We start from the raw sequence: 15,703 nt of genomic DNA, 5'->3' as shown, positions 1-15,703 counted from the left end.
TGAAGCACTTTAAAACAGCGTGCGCTGCCGCATCGCGGCCGACAGCGTCCCCTCATCGAGGTAATCGAGTTCGCCGCCGACCGGAACGCCGTGGGCGAGCCGCGTCACTTTCACGCCGGCATCGCCAAGCAGGTCGGTGATGTAATGCGCGGTGGTCTGGCCATCGACGGTCGCATTCAGCGCCAGCACGATTTCCGTCACGCGCGGATCGTGCGCGCGCGACACCAGCGCATCGATGGTGAGATCCTGCGGGCCGACGCCGTCAAGCGGCGACAGCGTCCCGCCGAGCACGTGATAAAATCCGTTGGATGCGCCCGCGCGCTCCAGCGCCCAGAGGTCGGCAACATCCGCGACAACGACGATGATAGAGGGATCGCGCCGCGTATCCGTGCATACGGTGCATGGACTGGGCGTGTCGATGTTGCCGCATGTCTCGCAGACACGGATCCTGTCGATCGCAACCTGAAGCGCGCTTGCGAGCGGCGTCATCAACGCCTCGCGCTTCTTGATCAGATGCAGGGCCGCCCGCCGCGCCGAGCGCGGGCCAAGCCCCGGCAGCCGCGCAAGCAACTGAATCAGGCGGTCGATCTCAGGGCCGGTGACGGACGGCATGTTTCTAGAGCTTCTCCGCTTCCGGAATCAGAAGCGAGGCGCGATGATATGTTGACGCGTTTTCTTCACGCGAAGCGACATCCATCCTCGGGTCAAGCTCCGAGGACATGCTTCGCTCGAAAACGCTCTGGTGGTCCGATTCCGACACGCACATTCCGCTTCACCGATCAGGTGAAACCCAGGCCCGGAGGCAGACCAAGTCCCCCGGTCAGCGCCTGCATCTTCTCCTGCATCGCGGTCTCAGCCTTGCGGCGCGCGTCGGCAATGGCCGTCACCACAAGGTCCTCGAGGATTTCACGTTCGTCCGGCTTGATCAGCGACGGATCGATCGAGATCGCCTTGACGTCCATCTTAGCGGTCATCCGTACCCGGACGAGACCGCCGCCGGACGTGCCCTCGACCTCGACATGCTCAAGCTCGTCCTGCATCGCCTTCATCTTGGATTGCAGTTGAGCCGCCTGTTTCATCATGCCAAGAAAATCAGCCATCACGCGTTCCTTTTGCTATTCGTCGCCACCGTCGAAGCCGTCGGCCAAATCTTCGGAAACGACATCCGAATCCGGCGGCGACAAAGCGAGCTTTCGCACCTCGATCACCTTGGCGCCGGGAAAACGCTCCAGCACGTCCTTCACGCGCGGATCGGCCTCGGCGGCGCGCTCGCGTTCGTTCTTTTGCAGCAGCGCCTGCGAACGCAGCGTCGGCTGGCCCGGCTCGTTGGAGACGATCACGGTCCAGCGCCGGCCTGTCCACTGTTCCAGCTTGCGCGCAAGATCGTTCACCAGCGTGCGCGCCGCGCTGCGTTCGAGCGCAACCTCGAGCCGGCCGTCTTCCATGCGGACGAGGCGCATATCAGCCTCCAGCGCGGCCTTGACGATCAGGTCGCGCTTTTCGCCCGCGAGCGCCACGAGTTCGGCGAAACTCTCCAGCCGCACCGCGGGTGCCGCATCCGCCGGATCGGCCATCGCCGCCACCGCCTGCGGACGGAACGCAGGCTCCGCAGCGGCGCGCGGCGCCGACACAGCGCGGACGGCGGATGATTGGACGGAAGACGCCGATGCGCCGGACGTTTTCTGCGATACGGCGCTGTTCGGGGCGACAGGCGATCCGTCGCCGTTCCGGTCCAGCAACCGGATCGCTTCGTCCGGTGTCGGAAGGTCAGAGACATAGGCGATGCGCACCAGCACCATCTCGGCCGCCGCCGCCGGCCGCGTCGCGCCCTGCACTTCGGTGATGCCCTTCAGCAGCATCTGCCACATCCGCGATAGCACGCGCATCGACAGCTTCGCGGCGAAATCGCGGGCGCGCAGCCGCTCCGTCTCGCCGAATGCGACATTGTCGGCGAGCGCGGGGACGATCTTGATGCGGGTCACGAAGTTGACGAACTCGGCCAGATCGCTGAGCACCACGACCGGATCGGCGCCGGTATCGTACTGATCGCGAAATTCGCCGAACGCGCGCGCGATATCGCCGCGCGCCAGCGATTCGAACAAATCGATCACCCGTGTGCGGTCGGCAAGCCCCAGCATCTGCCGCACGGCGTCGGCCCGCACCACGCCGGCGGCGTGCGCAATAGCCTGGTCGAACAGCGAGAGCGAATCGCGCACCGAGCCTTCGGCCGCCCGCGCCACGATGCCGAGCGCTTCCGGTTCGACCTCGACGTTCTCTTTCGCCGCAATATTGGCGAGGTGCGACACCAGGACGTCCGCATCGACGCGCCGGAGATCGAAACGCTGGCAACGCGACAGCACTGTCACCGGGACTTTGCGGATCTCGGTGGTCGCGAACACGAATTTCGCATGTTCCGGCGGTTCTTCCAGCGTCTTCAGGAACGCGTTGAAAGCCGCTGTCGACAGCATGTGGACTTCGTCGATGATGTAGACCTTGTAGCGCGCGCTCGACGGCGCATAACGCACGCTGTCGTTGATCTGCCTGACGTCATCGACGCCGGTGTGAGACGCGGCGTCCATTTCCAGCACGTCGATATGACGGCTTTCCATGATCGCCTGACAATGCACGCCGAGCGTCGGCATCCGGATGCTTGGTCCGCTCACCGAGCCATCAGGCAATTCGTAGTTCAGCGCGCGGGCGAGAATGCGCGCGGTGGTGGTTTTGCCGACGCCGCGCACGCCGGTGAGAATCCAGGCCTGCGGGATTCGTCCGGTCTCGAAAGCATTGGACACGGTGCGCACCAGCGCTTCCTGTCCAATGAGATCGTCAAAGCTCGCAGGACGGTATTTCCGTGCCAGCACACGATACTCGGCGCCGGACTCGGATGCCCGCGCACCGAGGTCGAAGCCGGTCTGGCCGGCGGCGTCATCGGAGGGCGTTGAGGAATGGCCAGCGTCGGTCATTGAGCGATCCGCAATTTTGTCTCTCGAAGCCGGCTTGCGGAGCAACGAGCGATCTTTCGGGCCGCGCCCGATCCGGCGCCGGCAAAAGTCCCGAAAAACATGGCTCGCCAAAAACAGGTAGGAGACTGACGAGCGACCCGATCCGGACCTCGTTAGGGCTGCTTCCTTCCGGACCTGACCCGGTTGGCGAGTGGCTCGTCCACCGCCAATCTCCCGGTCTCTATTTGGGGCCAAAAGAACCGGAAAGCAAGCGGCCGCGGCATTCCGTTCCGGGCCATTGACCTTGGTGGATCGCCGGGCCAGTTTGCCTCGGCCCTCCTCAAAAAAAGTGGCCGCAAACGATGTCCGAAGCCTGGTCGCTTCACCCGCAACTCGACAACGACGCGGTCGGCATCGGCGACCTGCCGCTCAGCCGACTCCTGCTCAGCAAGGACGCCAACTACCCCTGGCTGATTCTGGTGCCAAGACGGGCGGGAGCGGTAGAGATCATCGACCTCGATAGCGACGACCGCGCCAGCCTGATGACCGAGATCGGTCAGGTCTGCGAAGCGCTCAAGGACGTCACGGGTTGCGACAAGCTCAACGTGGCCGCACTCGGCAATCAGGTGCCGCAGCTTCACGTCCATATCATCGCGCGCCGCAATGGAGACGCCGCATGGCCGCGCCCGGTGTGGGGGGCTGCGCCCGCGCTCGAATACGACGCGGCGGAACTTGAGGCATTCATGGGTGCGATCAGGCGGAGGACAGGATTCGGTTAGATCGTTTAGGATGCGGTTTGCGGAGCCGACAAGGGAACCAGCGATGAACTTTCGTGACGCCGCGCCCAAGCGCCTGTCCCACATCCTGTGCATCGGGATACCGGTGCGCGATATGACCTTCCACGTGCAGGGCCTGCCGGAACGCGGCTTCAAGATCGGCGCCGAGCGCTTCGAGGAAATCGCCGGTGGCAACGCGCTCAACGCGGCAATCGCCATTTCCCGGCTCGGCGGCCGCGCGGCGTTCTGCGGCCCCATGGGCGATGCCGGCGAAACCTCCAGCCGCTATATCTTCGACAAGGCGGCGGAACTCGGCATCGCGATGCAGGACATCGTTCACATGCCGGGCCTGGTGACGCCGATCTCCAGCGTCATGATCGACCCCGGCGGCGAGCGCACCATCATTACCTTCCGCGATCCCGAATTGTGGAAAGTGCGCCTGCCCGACACCGAGCGGCTGCTCACCGACTGCGACGCCATCCTGGTCGAGAGTCGCTGCGCCCCCTTCTGTACGGATCTCTGCACGGAAGCGCGCCGGCGCGGCATTCCCGTCGTGGTCGATATCGACAGCGCCATGCCGATGCGCGGCGGCCTGCTGACCGCATCGTCGCATCTGATTTTCTCCAGCGAAGCACTCCAGGCCATGGCCGGCACCGACGACGATGCGACGGCGCTGCGGACTCTTGCCGGATCTACCTCGTCCTTTCTCGCCGGAACGCGTGGTCCACAGAGCACGTTGTGGCTGGATGCCAACGGCGAACTTCGGGAGACCCCAGCCTTTCCGGTCCCCGCCGTGGACACGCTGGGAGCCGGAGACGTATTTCACGGCGCATTCGCCCTCGCCATGACCGAAAACCAGGAAGTGCCGACGGCACTCCGATTCGCCTCCGCCGCCGCCGCGATCAAATGCACCCGTTTCGGGGGCGCTTTTGCCTGCCCGCAACGTCCTGAAGTGGAAGCGTTTTTGAGAGAAGCAGCTCCGGCCTCGGCTTAGTCCGGAGCGATCGCCCTTGCATTGGAATATTTTTCTATATATGAGGTTGAACAACTTACATATTGGAACAATGTTCTAATCATGAGCGATCTCGCCCTCCAGCCGCCCGAGTCCGGCCGTCGTCTCGACGCCATCGACCGCAAGATCCTGACCGTGCTCCAGGAGGATGCATCGCTATCGGTAGCCGAGATCGGCGACCGGGTCGGGTTGTCCTCGACGCCCTGCTGGAAACGAATCCAGCGGCTTGAAGCGGACGGCATCATCCTGCGCCGGGTGGCGCTGGTCGATCAGAACAAGATCGGGCTCGGCATTTCGGTGTTCGTCTCAGTGGAGAGCGGCGACCATTCGGATGCCTGGCTGACCACGTTCGCCAACGCGGTCAGCGCCATGCCCGAAGTGATGGAACTCTATCGCATGGCGGGCGATGTCGATTACATGCTGCGCGTCGTGGTCGCGGACATGGCGAGCTATGATCTCTTTTACAAGAAGCTGATCAGCGCCGTGGCGCTGAAGAACGTCACCTCGCGATTCGCGATGGAGAAGATCAAATCGGTGACGGCGCTACCGGTGCCGGCGGTAAGCGCAGCGTAGCGATTTCAATCGTCATCCGCGGGCTGACCCGCGTATCCATCACCTGATGGATTTGCCGGATCAAAGTCCGGCAATGACATCCGTGTTAAATCTTCTGATTGTATTCGCCGACCTCGGGATGGGTGCGCAGCACGCTGTCCATCGCCTCGAACATGTCGCGCATGCGCTGTTCGGAGACGGGGCTTTCCACAACGACCACCAGTTCGGGCTTGTTCGATGACGCCCGCACAAGGCCCCAGCTTCCATCCTCCGCCGTCAGCCGGATGCCGTTGACGGTGACGAGATCGCGGATCGGCTGTCCCGCCACCTTGTCGCCATTGGCCCTGGCGGTCTCGAAATGTTTCACCACGCTGTCGACGATGCCGTATTTCGCCTCGTCGGCGCAATGCGGCGACATGGTCGGCGACGACCATGTCTTGGGCAAGGCGTCCTTCAGGTCGGCCAGCGATTTTCCCGGAGCGCGATCGAGCATCTCGCAGATTGCGATCGCCGAGATCAGGCCGTCGTCATAACCGCGGCCCATCGGCGCGTTGAAGAAGAAGTGGCCGGATTTCTCGAAACCGGCAAGCGCGCCGAGTTCGTTGGTGCGCCGCTTCATATAGGAATGACCGGTTTTCCAGTAGGTCACGTTGGCGCCCTGCTTCTGCAAGACCGGATCGGTGACGAACAGGCCCGTCGACTTCACGTCGACCACGAAATGCGCATCCTTGTGGATCGCCGACATATCGCGCGCCAGCATCACGCCCACCTTGTCGGCGAAGATTTCCTCGCCGGTGTTATCGACGACGCCGCAACGGTCTCCATCGCCGTCGAAGCCCAGACCGGCATCGGCCTTGTGTTCGAGCACCGCATCGCGGATCGCGTGCAGCATCTTCATGTCTTCGGGGTTCGGATTGTACTTCGGAAAGGTGTGATCGAGTTCGGTGTCCAGCGGGATCACCTCGCAGCCGATCGCCTCCATCACCTTCGGCGCGAAGGCACCCGCGGTACCGTTGCCGCAAGCAACAACGACTTTCAGCTTGCGCTTCAGCTTCGGCCGCTTGGTCAGGTCGGCGATATAGCGTGCCGGAAAGTTTTCGTGAAACTGATAGGAGCCTCCCGCACTGTCGGCGAAGTCGGCACCGAGCACGATCTCCTTCAGCCGGTTCATCTCATCGGGTCCGAAGGTCAGCGGCCGGTTGGCGCCCATCTTGACGCCGGTCCAGCCATTGTCGTTGTGCGAGGCCGTCACCATGGCGACGCAGGGGACGTCGAGTTCGAACTGCGCGAAATATGCCATCGGCGTCATACACAGTCCGATGTCGTGAACCTTGCAGCCGGAGGCCAGAAGGCCGGAGATCAATGCGTATTTGATCGATGACGAATAGCTGCGGAAGTCGTGCCCGGTGACGATGTCCTTCTTCTGGCCGAGTTCGCCAATCAGCGTGCCGAGCCCCATGCCCAGCGCCTGAATGCCCATCAGGTTGATTTCCTTACCGAACAGCCAGCGCGCGTCATATTCGCGAAAGCCGGTCGCCTTCACCATCGGCTCGGATTCGTAGGCATAGGTATTCGGCGCCAGAACGGGTTTCGGCTTCGGAAACATGCAGATGGCCTCGTCAGGATAAGGGCAGGAACATTAGAAACAAAATGCAGCCCTGAATGCCATGGCTGCCGGAAATGTGGGAGCGGGTTTGTGAAAGGCAATTGCGGCATAATTCGCAGCGCCACAGCGGAGCGCGTCGCCTGCAATCTCGATCGACGGCGGCGCCTGCCTTATTGTTCCAGCACCATGCGCCCGTTGGCGAATTCGAAGCGCCTGAGTTTGGACAGAAACGACAGGCCAAGCAGGTTTTCCGACAGCGCCTCGTCGGGCAGCACCATGGCGTCGACATCCCGTACAACGAGGCCACCGACGTCGACCATGGCGAGCCGGGTTCGCGCCGCCTTGACCTTGCCGTTGGCGGTGGTCACCGTCGCATCATAGTCGTTCTGCGACGGCCGCACGCCGATCCGCGCGGCTGAACTTTCATTGAGCGCAATCACCGACGCTCCGGTATCGACCATGAAGCCGACGCGCTGGCCATCGATCCGGGCTTCCGTCTGGAAGTGGCCGCGACCATCGCGAGCGATGCTGACGCTGCGGCGACCGGCCTGAGCGCTATCCTCGAACGTCGCCTGCTGCGCGGGTGTCGTCGCGCGCGCCGCCGCGGTTACGGTCATCTTGTCGGCCACCTGCGCCATGTAGGTGCCCGCTCCGATCAGAAGCGCGGCAAAGATCATCAGATTACGCATGGCGCACACTCACTGACAGACGGAACGGCGGCCGCGATCTTACGCGTGGCCGTCGGCCGGCCATAACCCGCAACGGCCGTGTGGCTCTTTATTTGGGAAAAGGATGAGCGAAGCGTTAATACGGGCCTGGAGCCTTTTGACGCGTTTTCTTCACGCGAACCGGTCTCCACTTCGCTCGAAAATGCTCTAGCGGCCGTCTTCCGTGCTCAAGGCAAACGCCTTGATCTCATAGCTCTTACGGATCAGCACCAGCAGGTCCGTCGGCCGGACCGATCGCTCGGCGCGTCGCCATGAGACATCGAACGAACAATCGATCGACCCGTCATCATGCCGTTTCAGTTCGGCGAAGCGGGCGTGATAGCCAAAGCCTCCGATCAGGCGCGGCAGTTCGACGATCGCTCGCACCTCTGCATCGGCTGCGACGACCACCCGGACGCGGTGCTCGCGAGGGATGACATAGTCGACCCATTGCAGCGCCCAGAGAGTCATGACCGCCAGGGCCGTCGCGGCGGCGCCAAGCACCAGTTGACCGCCACCCAGGCAGAGACCGATCACCGTGATCAGCCACAACGTCGCCGCGGTGGTAACGCCGGTGATGAGATCTCCTTTCTTGAAGATGGTCCCGGCACCGATGAAGCCGACGCCGGTGAGGATGCCAAGCGGCAAACGCATGACATCCATCTCGGCGAAGGACGCCGGCGTCTTGCCGCTCGCCGACAGCAGGATGTTGGCCTGGATCATGGCGACCGAGGCGGCGAGTCCCACCAGAATAGTGGTGCGAAATCCGGCCGCGTGTCCCCGCGCGCTCCGATCCAGGCCAACGATGCCGCCGGCGACCATCGTCAAGGCGAGACGGATCGCGATATCCGGCCAGGTCGGTTGCAGGGGCATATCCATGGAAGCCTCGGGCGAGATGTCGTGGAGCATTTTCGCATCTGATCGAATCAGAAGCGAAGCTTCAGATTATTGTTTTAACGCGTTTCCTTCCCGCGAACCGGCTTCCACCTCGTTCGAAAGGCCATAACGCCGCGGCGACGGCACCGGTTCCCGGATACGCGGGCCCTTCAGGTCCCGCGCGGCTTGACCCGACGTGTCGGCGGCGCGTTCGCCGGATCTTCTGGCCAGGGATGCCGGGGATAGCGCCCGCGCAAATCGGAGCGCACGGCAGCATAGCTGCCGCGCCAGAAGCCGGGCAGGTCGCGCGTCACCTGCACCGGACGATGCGCCGGCGACAGCAATTCCAGAACCAGCGGCACCTTGCCTTGCGCGATCGTCGGGTGCGTCGTCAAGCCGAATAATTCTTGGAGTCGCACCGCAATGGTCGGCCCCTGCTCCGCTTCATAATCGATCGCCAGCATCGTGCCGGTCGGCGCCTCGAAATGCGTCGGCGCCTCCCGCTCCAGCCGTGCGCGCAAACTCCACGGCAACAGCGCTATCAGCGCGTCAGACAGATCGCTCGCGGAGAAATCCTTCAGCGATGTCTTGTCCGACAGAGCGGGCACCAGCCAGCTTTCCGCTTCGGCTGCAAGTCCGGCATCGGAGAGATCGGGCCACTCATCGAGTCCCTTCCGACCTTCCGCCGCGCGCAGGAACATCACCCGGTCGCGCCATTGCTTGAGCGATTTCGACCACGGCAGGCGATCCGGTCCCGCCCCCATCAGACCTTCGGCGAAGATGCGTGCGGTCGCCATCGAAGGAACGATCGCCAGCGGGGCTTCAGAGAGCGTGATCGCATGCAGCCGTTTCCGGCGGCGCGCCCGCAACGCCATCGCCGCGCGGTCGAACGAGACCTCATCGTCGGCCTCGATCTGGTCGGCGAAACGCGCCTCGATGTCGGCCTGCGTGATCGGCGCAGCCAGCAGGATACGGCCATTGGCGGCGGCGCCGGTCAGTTCGGCAACCGCGATGAAGGCCTCTCGCGCCAGGCGGGAGGCCGGGTCGACCGACGCGCCGCGGCCGTTGGCGAGGACGAAGGAGCCGTTGCCGCGATTGCGCGCCACGCGATCGGGGAATGCGAGCGCGAGCATCAGACCGGTGGACGGAAGCTCCCCTCCCCCTTGTGGGGCCGAGACGGGCAAGGACGCCCGCTCTGAGGGGTTAGGGGTAGACCCCCCTCCCCGCCCCTCCCCCACAAGGGGGGAGGGAGAAGAGGTCATGCCGCGCGGCGATGATTGCACACTCTCATTCGCTTTCACCTGCGAGGCCCATCGCTCCGCGAGTTGCCTTGCGCCTGAGGCGCGAGGGGAGCGGTCGCGACGGAAATTATCGAGCCGCGCGTCGAGATCGATGCTGTCGCCGCCGAGGCCGCGCTCGGTCAGAATAGCCGCGATGTCGGCAGCCTCCCGGCCCGCGCCGAGCCGATGCGAATCGACGATCATGCGCGCGAGCCGCGGCGGCAGCGCCAGCGCGCGCAGGCTTTTGCCCTCGTCGGTGATGCGGCCGTCCCCATCAAGCGCGCCGAGTTCGCGCAGCAGGGTGCGCGCTTCGTTCAATGCCGGCGCGGGCGGCGCATCCAGGAACGACAACATCGCCGGATCGCTGACGCCCCACTGCGCGAGATCCAGCACCAGCGACGACAGATCGGCGCTGAGAATCTCAGGCTGGGTGTGGGCGGGGAGCGAGGCGGTCTGCGGCTCATCCCAGAGCCGATAACACAGGCCGGGCTCGGTGCGGCCGGCGCGGCCGCGGCGCTGATCGACCGCGGCGCGCGAGGCGCGCACGGTTTCAAGCCGCGTCAGACCGATGTCGGGCTCGTAGCGTGGCACCCGCGCCAGGCCGGAATCCGCCACGATGCGGACCCCCTCGATCGTCAGCGACGTCTCCGCGATCGACGTCGCCAGCACCACCTTGCGATGGCCTTTCGGCGCCGGCGCGATGGCGCGGTCCTGCACCGCGGCGTCGAGCGCGCCGAACAGCGGCACGATCTCGACAGATGCATCGTGAACCCGTTCAGCGAGCATATTCTGTGTTCGGCGGATTTCGGCCGCTCCCGGCAGAAACGCCAGCACCGAGCCGGCATCAGCGCGCAGCGCCATGGCGATCGCGTCAGCCATCTGCCGTTCGAGAGGCGCGTCGGGCCTGCGGCCGAGATAGCGCGTCTCGATCGGAAAGGCGCGGCCCTCGCTTTCGATGACCGGCGCATCGCCAAGCAGCTTCGCGACACGCGCGCCGTCGATGGTCGCGGACATCACCAGGATGCGCAAGTCCTCCCGCAAGCCGGTCTGTACGTCACGCGCCAGCGCAAGACCCATGTCGGCATCGAGCGAGCGTTCGTGAAACTCGTCGAACAGCACCGCAGCAACGCCGGTCAGTTCAGGATCATCGAGAATCTGCCGCGAGAAGATACCTTCGGTGACGACCTCGATGCGGGTTGCGCGCGACACTTTCGAGCCGAACCGCACGCGGTAGCCGACGGTCTCGCCGGCGCGCTCTCCCAACGTCTGCGCCATTCGCTCCGCGCTCGCGCGCGCCGCGATCCGGCGCGGCTCCAGCACAATGATCTTCTTGCCCGTGGCCCAGGGCGCATCGAGCAGCGCCAACGGCACCCGCGTCGTCTTGCCGGCGCCGGGCGGCGCCACGAGCACGGCCGTATTGCGCGCGCCAAGCGTTCGTGCGAGTTCGTCGAGCACGGCATCGATCGGGAGCGGCGTGGCAAATTCTCGGATCACCGTCTCGGTTCCGTCATCACCCAACGAAGGTGGTGTTCGCGTAAGGCAGGTTTCAATGATTTCGAAAGCGGACGTACCGGATACCTCGCCTTCGCAAGGTATGACAGCCGGTTTGTGCCCGCGGTGATCCTTCAATGGTTAATGGCCTATTCCGATCACGGTCCCCTGAAACATGGCACATTATTTGATTGGTGAAAGGAGAACGCAACCGATCCTCCTGTAAACGCGCCCGATCGCGCCGAAAAGAGACACCCGATGACCGGAAACGGCACAGCCGCACTGAAGAACGAACGGATCGACTGGGTCGACTATGCCAAAGGCATCTGCATCATCATGGTCGTGATGATGCACTCGGTGCTGGGGGTTGAGGCCGCGGCCGGCCAGACCGGCTTCATGCACCTCGTGGTCGAATTCGCGAAACCGTTCCGGATGCCGGACTTCTTCCTGATCTCCGGCCTGTTCCTGCCCCTCGTCATCAATCGCGACTGGCGTACCTATCTCGACCGCAAGGTGGTGCATTTCGCATATTTCTACGTGCTCTGGGTGACGATCCAGTTCGGCTTCAAGGCGCCCTCGTTCGCCGCCGAAGTGGGCTGGCCGGGGGTCGCCCGGCTTTACCTGCTGTCGTTCATTGATCCGTTCGGCACGCTGTGGTTCATCTACCTGCTGCCGGTGTTTTTCGTGGTCATCAAGGCCACACGCAACGTTTCGCCATGGGCGATCTGGGGCGCCGCCGCGGCGCTCGAGGCGGCGCATATCTCCACGGGGTGGACGCTGATCGACGAATTCGCCGCGCGTTTCGTCTACATCTATTCTGGCTACCTGTTCGCGAGCCATGTGTTCGCGCTGTCCAACCGCGCCCGCGCCTATCCGGCAGCAGCGCTGGCAACGCTGGCGCTGTGGGCGGTCACGAATGCCGGCCTCGTTTATACCGGCGTCAGCGAATGGCCTATCATCTCGCTCGCGCTCGGGCTGGCCGGTGCCTGCGCCATCATCACAACGGGCACGTTGCTGGCCAAAATGCGCTGGCTGGACGCCGTGCGCTATTGCGGCGAGCATTCCATCGTCATCTACCTCGCCTTCTTCCTGCCGATGGCGACGACGCGCACGCTGCTGCTGAAGACCGGCATCATCCACGATATCGGCACGGTGTCGCTGATCGTCACCATCGCCGGCGTGGTCGGCGCGGTGCTGATCTGGTGGGCCTGCCGCAATACGCGGGCGAATTTCCTGTTCGAGCGCCCGGACGCCTTCTGGATCGCGCCGAGAAAACGCCCGGCCGCGCTGCAGGCGGCGGAATAAGCCAGCGATCACGCGCAAAACCGAACGGACCCGCCGCGAATTTGCTGGCGATGGCGGCCCGCAAGGGGGTGCCATTGCGCGCAAGAGTCCTTAAGTTGCGGCCATGCCGAAGAAGCCAGCCGCCGCGAAACCCGACCTAGCCGAGACGACAGCCAGCCCCGCTCCAGCGACAGCGGCGGGAGACGCTGGAATGCAGGGCCAGCACGTCTTCCTGGTCGACGGATCGTCCTACATTTTCCGTGCCTATCACGCGCTGCCGCCGCTGAACCGCAAATCCGACGGGCTGCAGGTCAATGCGGTGCTCGGCTTCTGCAACATGCTGTGGAAGCTGTTGCGCGATATGCCGAAGGACGACAAGCCGACCCATCTCGCGATCATCTTCGACAAATCCGAGGTCACGTTCCGCAACAAGCTCTATGCCGACTACAAGGCGCATCGGCCGCCCGCGCCCGACGACCTGATCCCGCAATTCGCGCTGATCCGCGAGGCTGTGAAGGCTTTTGATCTTCCCTGCCTCGAACAGATCGGCTTCGAGGCCGACGACCTGATCGCGACCTATGTGCGGCAGGCCTGCGAACGTGGCGCGACCGCAACCATCGTCTCCTCGGATAAAGACCTGATGCAGCTCGTCACCGACTGCGTCACCATGTACGATACCATGAAGGATCGCCGCCTCGGCGTTCCCGAGGTGATCGAGAAATTCGGCGTGCCGCCGGAAAAGGTCGTCGAGGTGCAGGCGCTGGCGGGCGACAGCGTCGATAACGTTCCCGGCGTGCCCGGCATCGGCGTCAAGACCGCGGCGCAGCTCATCACCGAATATGGCGACCTCGAAACGCTGCTGGCGCGCGCCGGCGAGATCAAGCAGCCGAAGCGGCGCGAGGCGCTGATCGAGAATGCGGAGAAGGCGCGCATTTCGCGGCAACTCGTGCTGCTCGACGACAAAGTGCAGCTCGACGTGCCGCTGGAAGAACTCGCCGTGCAGGAACCGGACGCGCGCAAGCTGATCGCTTTCCTCAAGGCGATGGAATTCACCACGCTGACGAAGCGCGTCGCGGAGTATTCGCAAGTCAATGCCGCCGAAATCGAGCCGGACAGAAAAAACGCGAGCGGCGTATCATCGGCGGCGGCCAAGGCCTCGAAGGACGCGGTCACTGGAGACTTGTTCGGAAACGACAGCGGCGCAAAAACCACGCCGGCGATCAGGGCAAAGGCGACAAGCGACACTGCGATCAAGACGCCGCAAGCCCTCGCTGCAGCGCGCCTTGAAGCCGTGCGCAATTTGCCGGTGCAAGCGGACAAGTATGAGATCGTCCGCTCGGTGGACCGGCTGAAGAACTGGATCGCCCGCATCGACAACGACGGCAGCTTCGCGGTTGAGGCGCTGGCCCCGACGATCGATCCCATGCGGGCCGAATTGTGCGGTATCGCGCTGGCGCTCGCGCCGAACGATGCCTGTTACGTGCCGCTTGGCCACAGGCAGTCCGGAGACGGGGCCGGGCTGTTCGCCGCCGGGCTCGCGCCGGATCAGATCGCGGCCGCCGATGCGTTGAAGCTCCTGAAGCCGGTTCTCGAATCCCGCGGCCATCTGAAGGTCGGCTTCAACGTCAAGTTCACCGCCGTGCTGCTGGCCCGGCACGGCATCGTCATGCAGAACAACGACGACGTCGAACTGATCTCCTATGCGCTCGATGCCGGGCGCGGCTCGCATGATCTTCAATCGCTGGCAAAGCGCTGGCTCGGCCACGGCAGCTTGGGATATGGCGAGTTGATCGGCAGCGGCAGGAGCAAACTTGCCTACGATCAGGTGCCCATCGATCGCGCCACGACCTACGCCGCGGAATATGCCGACCTCACCTTGCGGCTATGGCAGGTGTTGAAGCCGCGGCTCGTCGCCGAGCGCATGACCACCGTCTACGAGACGCTGGAGCGGCCGATGATCGCGACGCTGGCGCGCATGGAGCAGCGCGGCATCACCATCGACCGCCAGGTGCTGTCGCGGCTCTCGGGTGAATTCGCGCAGACCGCCGCGCGGCTGGAAGCCGAAATTCAGGAACTCGCAGGCGAGCCGGTCAATGTCGGCAGCCCGAAGCAGATCGGCGACATCATGTTCGGCAAGATGGGCTTGCCGGGCGGCAGCAAGACCAAGACCGGCGCATGGTCGACCTCGGCGCAGATCCTCGACGAACTGGCCGAGCAGGGCCACGACTTCCCGCGCAAAATCCTCGACTGGCGTCAGGTCTCGAAGCTGAAATCAACTTATACCGACGCGCTGCCGGAACACGTCGATCCGCAGACCCGCCGTGTCCACACGACCTACGCACTCGCCGCCACCACCACAGGACGCCTGTCGTCAAACGAGCCGAACCTGCAGAACATCCCAGTACGCAACGAAGAGGGCCGCAAAATCCGCCGCGCCTTCATCGCGACGCCGGGCCACAAGCTGGTGTCGGCCGACTACTCCCAGATCGAGCTGCGGCTGCTCGCCGAGATCGCCGACATTCCAGTGCTGAAGCAGGCGTTCCGGGACGGGCTCGACATTCACGCCATGACGGCGTCGGAAATGTTCGGCGTGCCGGTGCAGGGCATGCCCGGCGAAATCCGCCGCCGCGCCAAGGCGATCAACTTCGGCATCATCTATGGCATCTCGGCGTTCGGCCTCGCCAACCAGCTCGGCATCCCGCGCGAGGAAGCGGCCGCCTACATCAAGAAGTATTTCGAGCGCTTTCCCGGCATCCGTGCCTACATGGACGCGACCCGCGACTTCTGCCGCGAGCACGGCTATGTCACCACCCTGTTCGGCCGTAAATGCCACTACCCCGACATCCGGTCGCCGAACCCGTCGCACCGCGCTTTCAACGAGCGCGCCGCGATCAATGCGCGATTGCAGGGCACCGCCGCCGACATCATCCGCCGCGCCATGGCGCGGATGGACGACGCGCTTGCCGAGAAGAAGCTGTCGGCGAAGATGCTGCTGCAGGTCCACGACGAATTGATCTTCGAGGTGCCCGACGACGAGGTGACGGCGACGCTGCCGGTGGTGCAGCACGTGATGCAGGACGCTCCGTTCCCCGCAGTGCTGCTGTCGGTGCCGCTGCGGGTCGATGCCCGCGCCGCCGACAACTGGGACGAGGCGCATTAAAATATGCCTGCGACCTG

At 64.1% G+C, this 15,703-nt stretch carries 12 protein-coding genes and 1 other RNA gene; 5 read left to right on the top strand and 8 right to left on the bottom strand.

Features of this window, described 5'->3' with window-relative positions:
- Window positions 1–9 precede the first annotated feature (9 nt).
- The 4 genes from recR to ffs all read right to left on the bottom strand — a co-directional run bounded on the left by recR (window position 10) and on the right by ffs (window position 3,177).
- Window positions 10–612 carry a recombination mediator RecR gene (gene recR, locus ACS3WB_RS13965; protein WP_438276097.1) on the bottom strand — a complete coding sequence of 201 codons (603 nt, stop codon included), beginning with the start codon at window positions 610–612 and terminating at the stop codon, window positions 10–12.
- Window positions 613–779: 167 nt separating this feature from the next.
- Window positions 780–1,100 (bottom strand): YbaB/EbfC family nucleoid-associated protein, encoded by a 321-nt coding sequence (locus ACS3WB_RS13960; protein ID WP_438276096.1) that lies wholly within the window; start codon window positions 1,098–1,100, stop codon window positions 780–782.
- A gap of 15 nt (window positions 1,101–1,115) precedes the next feature.
- Window positions 1,116–2,963: a DNA polymerase III subunit gamma/tau gene (locus ACS3WB_RS13955; RefSeq protein WP_438276095.1), complete on the bottom strand. Its 1,848-nt coding sequence runs from the start codon at window positions 2,961–2,963 to the stop codon at window positions 1,116–1,118.
- A 117-nt stretch (window positions 2,964–3,080) separates the two neighbouring features.
- Window positions 3,081–3,177: signal recognition particle sRNA small type (gene ffs / locus ACS3WB_RS13950), an RNA gene on the bottom strand.
- A gap of 127 nt (window positions 3,178–3,304) precedes the next feature.
- On the opposite strand from ffs, the gene ACS3WB_RS13945 reads away from it, so the two are divergent.
- The 3 genes from ACS3WB_RS13945 (at window position 3,305) to ACS3WB_RS13935 (ending at window position 5,303) form a co-directional block, all read left to right on the top strand.
- Entirely contained in the window at window positions 3,305–3,721 is a 417-nt protein-coding gene (locus ACS3WB_RS13945; RefSeq protein ID WP_438276094.1) for an HIT domain-containing protein, read from the top strand.
- Window positions 3,722–3,764: 43 nt separating this feature from the next.
- Window positions 3,765–4,712: a sugar kinase gene (locus tag ACS3WB_RS13940; protein WP_438276093.1), complete on the top strand. Its 948-nt coding sequence runs from the start codon at window positions 3,765–3,767 to the stop codon at window positions 4,710–4,712.
- Between the two features lie 81 nt (window positions 4,713–4,793).
- Window positions 4,794–5,303 carry an Lrp/AsnC family transcriptional regulator gene (locus ACS3WB_RS13935; RefSeq protein ID WP_438276092.1) on the top strand — a complete coding sequence of 170 codons (510 nt, stop codon included), beginning with the start codon at window positions 4,794–4,796 and terminating at the stop codon, window positions 5,301–5,303.
- Window positions 5,304–5,388: 85 nt separating this feature from the next.
- Here ACS3WB_RS13935 and ACS3WB_RS13930 read toward each other — a convergent pair whose 3' ends face one another.
- The 4 genes from ACS3WB_RS13930 to hrpB all read right to left on the bottom strand — a co-directional run bounded on the left by ACS3WB_RS13930 (window position 5,389) and on the right by hrpB (window position 11,245).
- Window positions 5,389–6,888 carry a phosphomannomutase/phosphoglucomutase gene (locus ACS3WB_RS13930; RefSeq protein ID WP_438276091.1) on the bottom strand — a complete coding sequence of 500 codons (1,500 nt, stop codon included), beginning with the start codon at window positions 6,886–6,888 and terminating at the stop codon, window positions 5,389–5,391.
- 170 nt (window positions 6,889–7,058) lie between these two features.
- Entirely contained in the window at window positions 7,059–7,577 is a 519-nt protein-coding gene (locus ACS3WB_RS13925; protein WP_438276090.1) for a TIGR02281 family clan AA aspartic protease, read from the bottom strand.
- Between the two features lie 186 nt (window positions 7,578–7,763).
- Window positions 7,764–8,474: an MgtC/SapB family protein gene (locus ACS3WB_RS13920; protein ID WP_438276089.1), complete on the bottom strand. Its 711-nt coding sequence runs from the start codon at window positions 8,472–8,474 to the stop codon at window positions 7,764–7,766.
- 167 nt (window positions 8,475–8,641) lie between these two features.
- On the bottom strand, window positions 8,642–11,245 hold the full coding sequence (hrpB, locus tag ACS3WB_RS13915) for an ATP-dependent helicase HrpB (RefSeq protein WP_438276088.1): 2,604 nt from the start codon (window positions 11,243–11,245) through the stop codon (window positions 8,642–8,644).
- 255 nt (window positions 11,246–11,500) lie between these two features.
- Between hrpB and ACS3WB_RS13910 the strand changes: the two genes are divergently transcribed.
- Together ACS3WB_RS13910 and polA are read left to right on the top strand one after the other, a co-directional pair.
- Entirely contained in the window at window positions 11,501–12,547 is a 1,047-nt protein-coding gene (locus tag ACS3WB_RS13910; RefSeq protein WP_438276087.1) for an acyltransferase family protein, read from the top strand.
- A gap of 103 nt (window positions 12,548–12,650) precedes the next feature.
- A complete protein-coding gene (gene polA / locus ACS3WB_RS13905) occupies window positions 12,651–15,686 on the top strand; it encodes a DNA polymerase I (RefSeq protein ID WP_438276086.1) in 3,036 nt (1,011 codons plus the stop codon).
- Window positions 15,687–15,703: the final 17 nt, after the last annotated feature.

Origin of the sequence: Nitrobacter sp. (assembly GCF_051535215.1) — a bacterium.
In the GTDB taxonomy this organism is placed as follows: Bacteria; Pseudomonadota; Alphaproteobacteria; order Rhizobiales; family Xanthobacteraceae; genus Nitrobacter.
This window is presented reverse-complemented; position numbering and strand designations above follow the sequence as displayed.

Coding starts and splice junctions, on each gene's coding strand:
- polA (WP_438276086.1), top strand. CDS start 12,651: ATGCCGAAGAAGCCAGCCGCCGCGAAACCCGACCTAGCCGAGACGACA.
- ACS3WB_RS13910 (WP_438276087.1), top strand. CDS start 11,501: ATGACCGGAAACGGCACAGCCGCACTGAAGAACGAACGGATCGACTGG.
- ACS3WB_RS13930 (WP_438276091.1), bottom strand. CDS start 6,888: ATGTTTCCGAAGCCGAAACCCGTTCTGGCGCCGAATACCTATGCCTAC.
- ACS3WB_RS13945 (WP_438276094.1), top strand. CDS start 3,305: ATGTCCGAAGCCTGGTCGCTTCACCCGCAACTCGACAACGACGCGGTC.
- ACS3WB_RS13925 (WP_438276090.1), bottom strand. CDS start 7,577: ATGCGTAATCTGATGATCTTTGCCGCGCTTCTGATCGGAGCGGGCACC.
- recR (WP_438276097.1), bottom strand. CDS start 612: ATGCCGTCCGTCACCGGCCCTGAGATCGACCGCCTGATTCAGTTGCTT.
- ACS3WB_RS13935 (WP_438276092.1), top strand. CDS start 4,794: ATGAGCGATCTCGCCCTCCAGCCGCCCGAGTCCGGCCGTCGTCTCGAC.
- ACS3WB_RS13955 (WP_438276095.1), bottom strand. CDS start 2,963: ATGACCGACGCTGGCCATTCCTCAACGCCCTCCGATGACGCCGCCGGC.
- ACS3WB_RS13920 (WP_438276089.1), bottom strand. CDS start 8,474: ATGGATATGCCCCTGCAACCGACCTGGCCGGATATCGCGATCCGTCTC.
- ACS3WB_RS13960 (WP_438276096.1), bottom strand. CDS start 1,100: ATGGCTGATTTTCTTGGCATGATGAAACAGGCGGCTCAACTGCAATCC.
- ACS3WB_RS13940 (WP_438276093.1), top strand. CDS start 3,765: ATGAACTTTCGTGACGCCGCGCCCAAGCGCCTGTCCCACATCCTGTGC.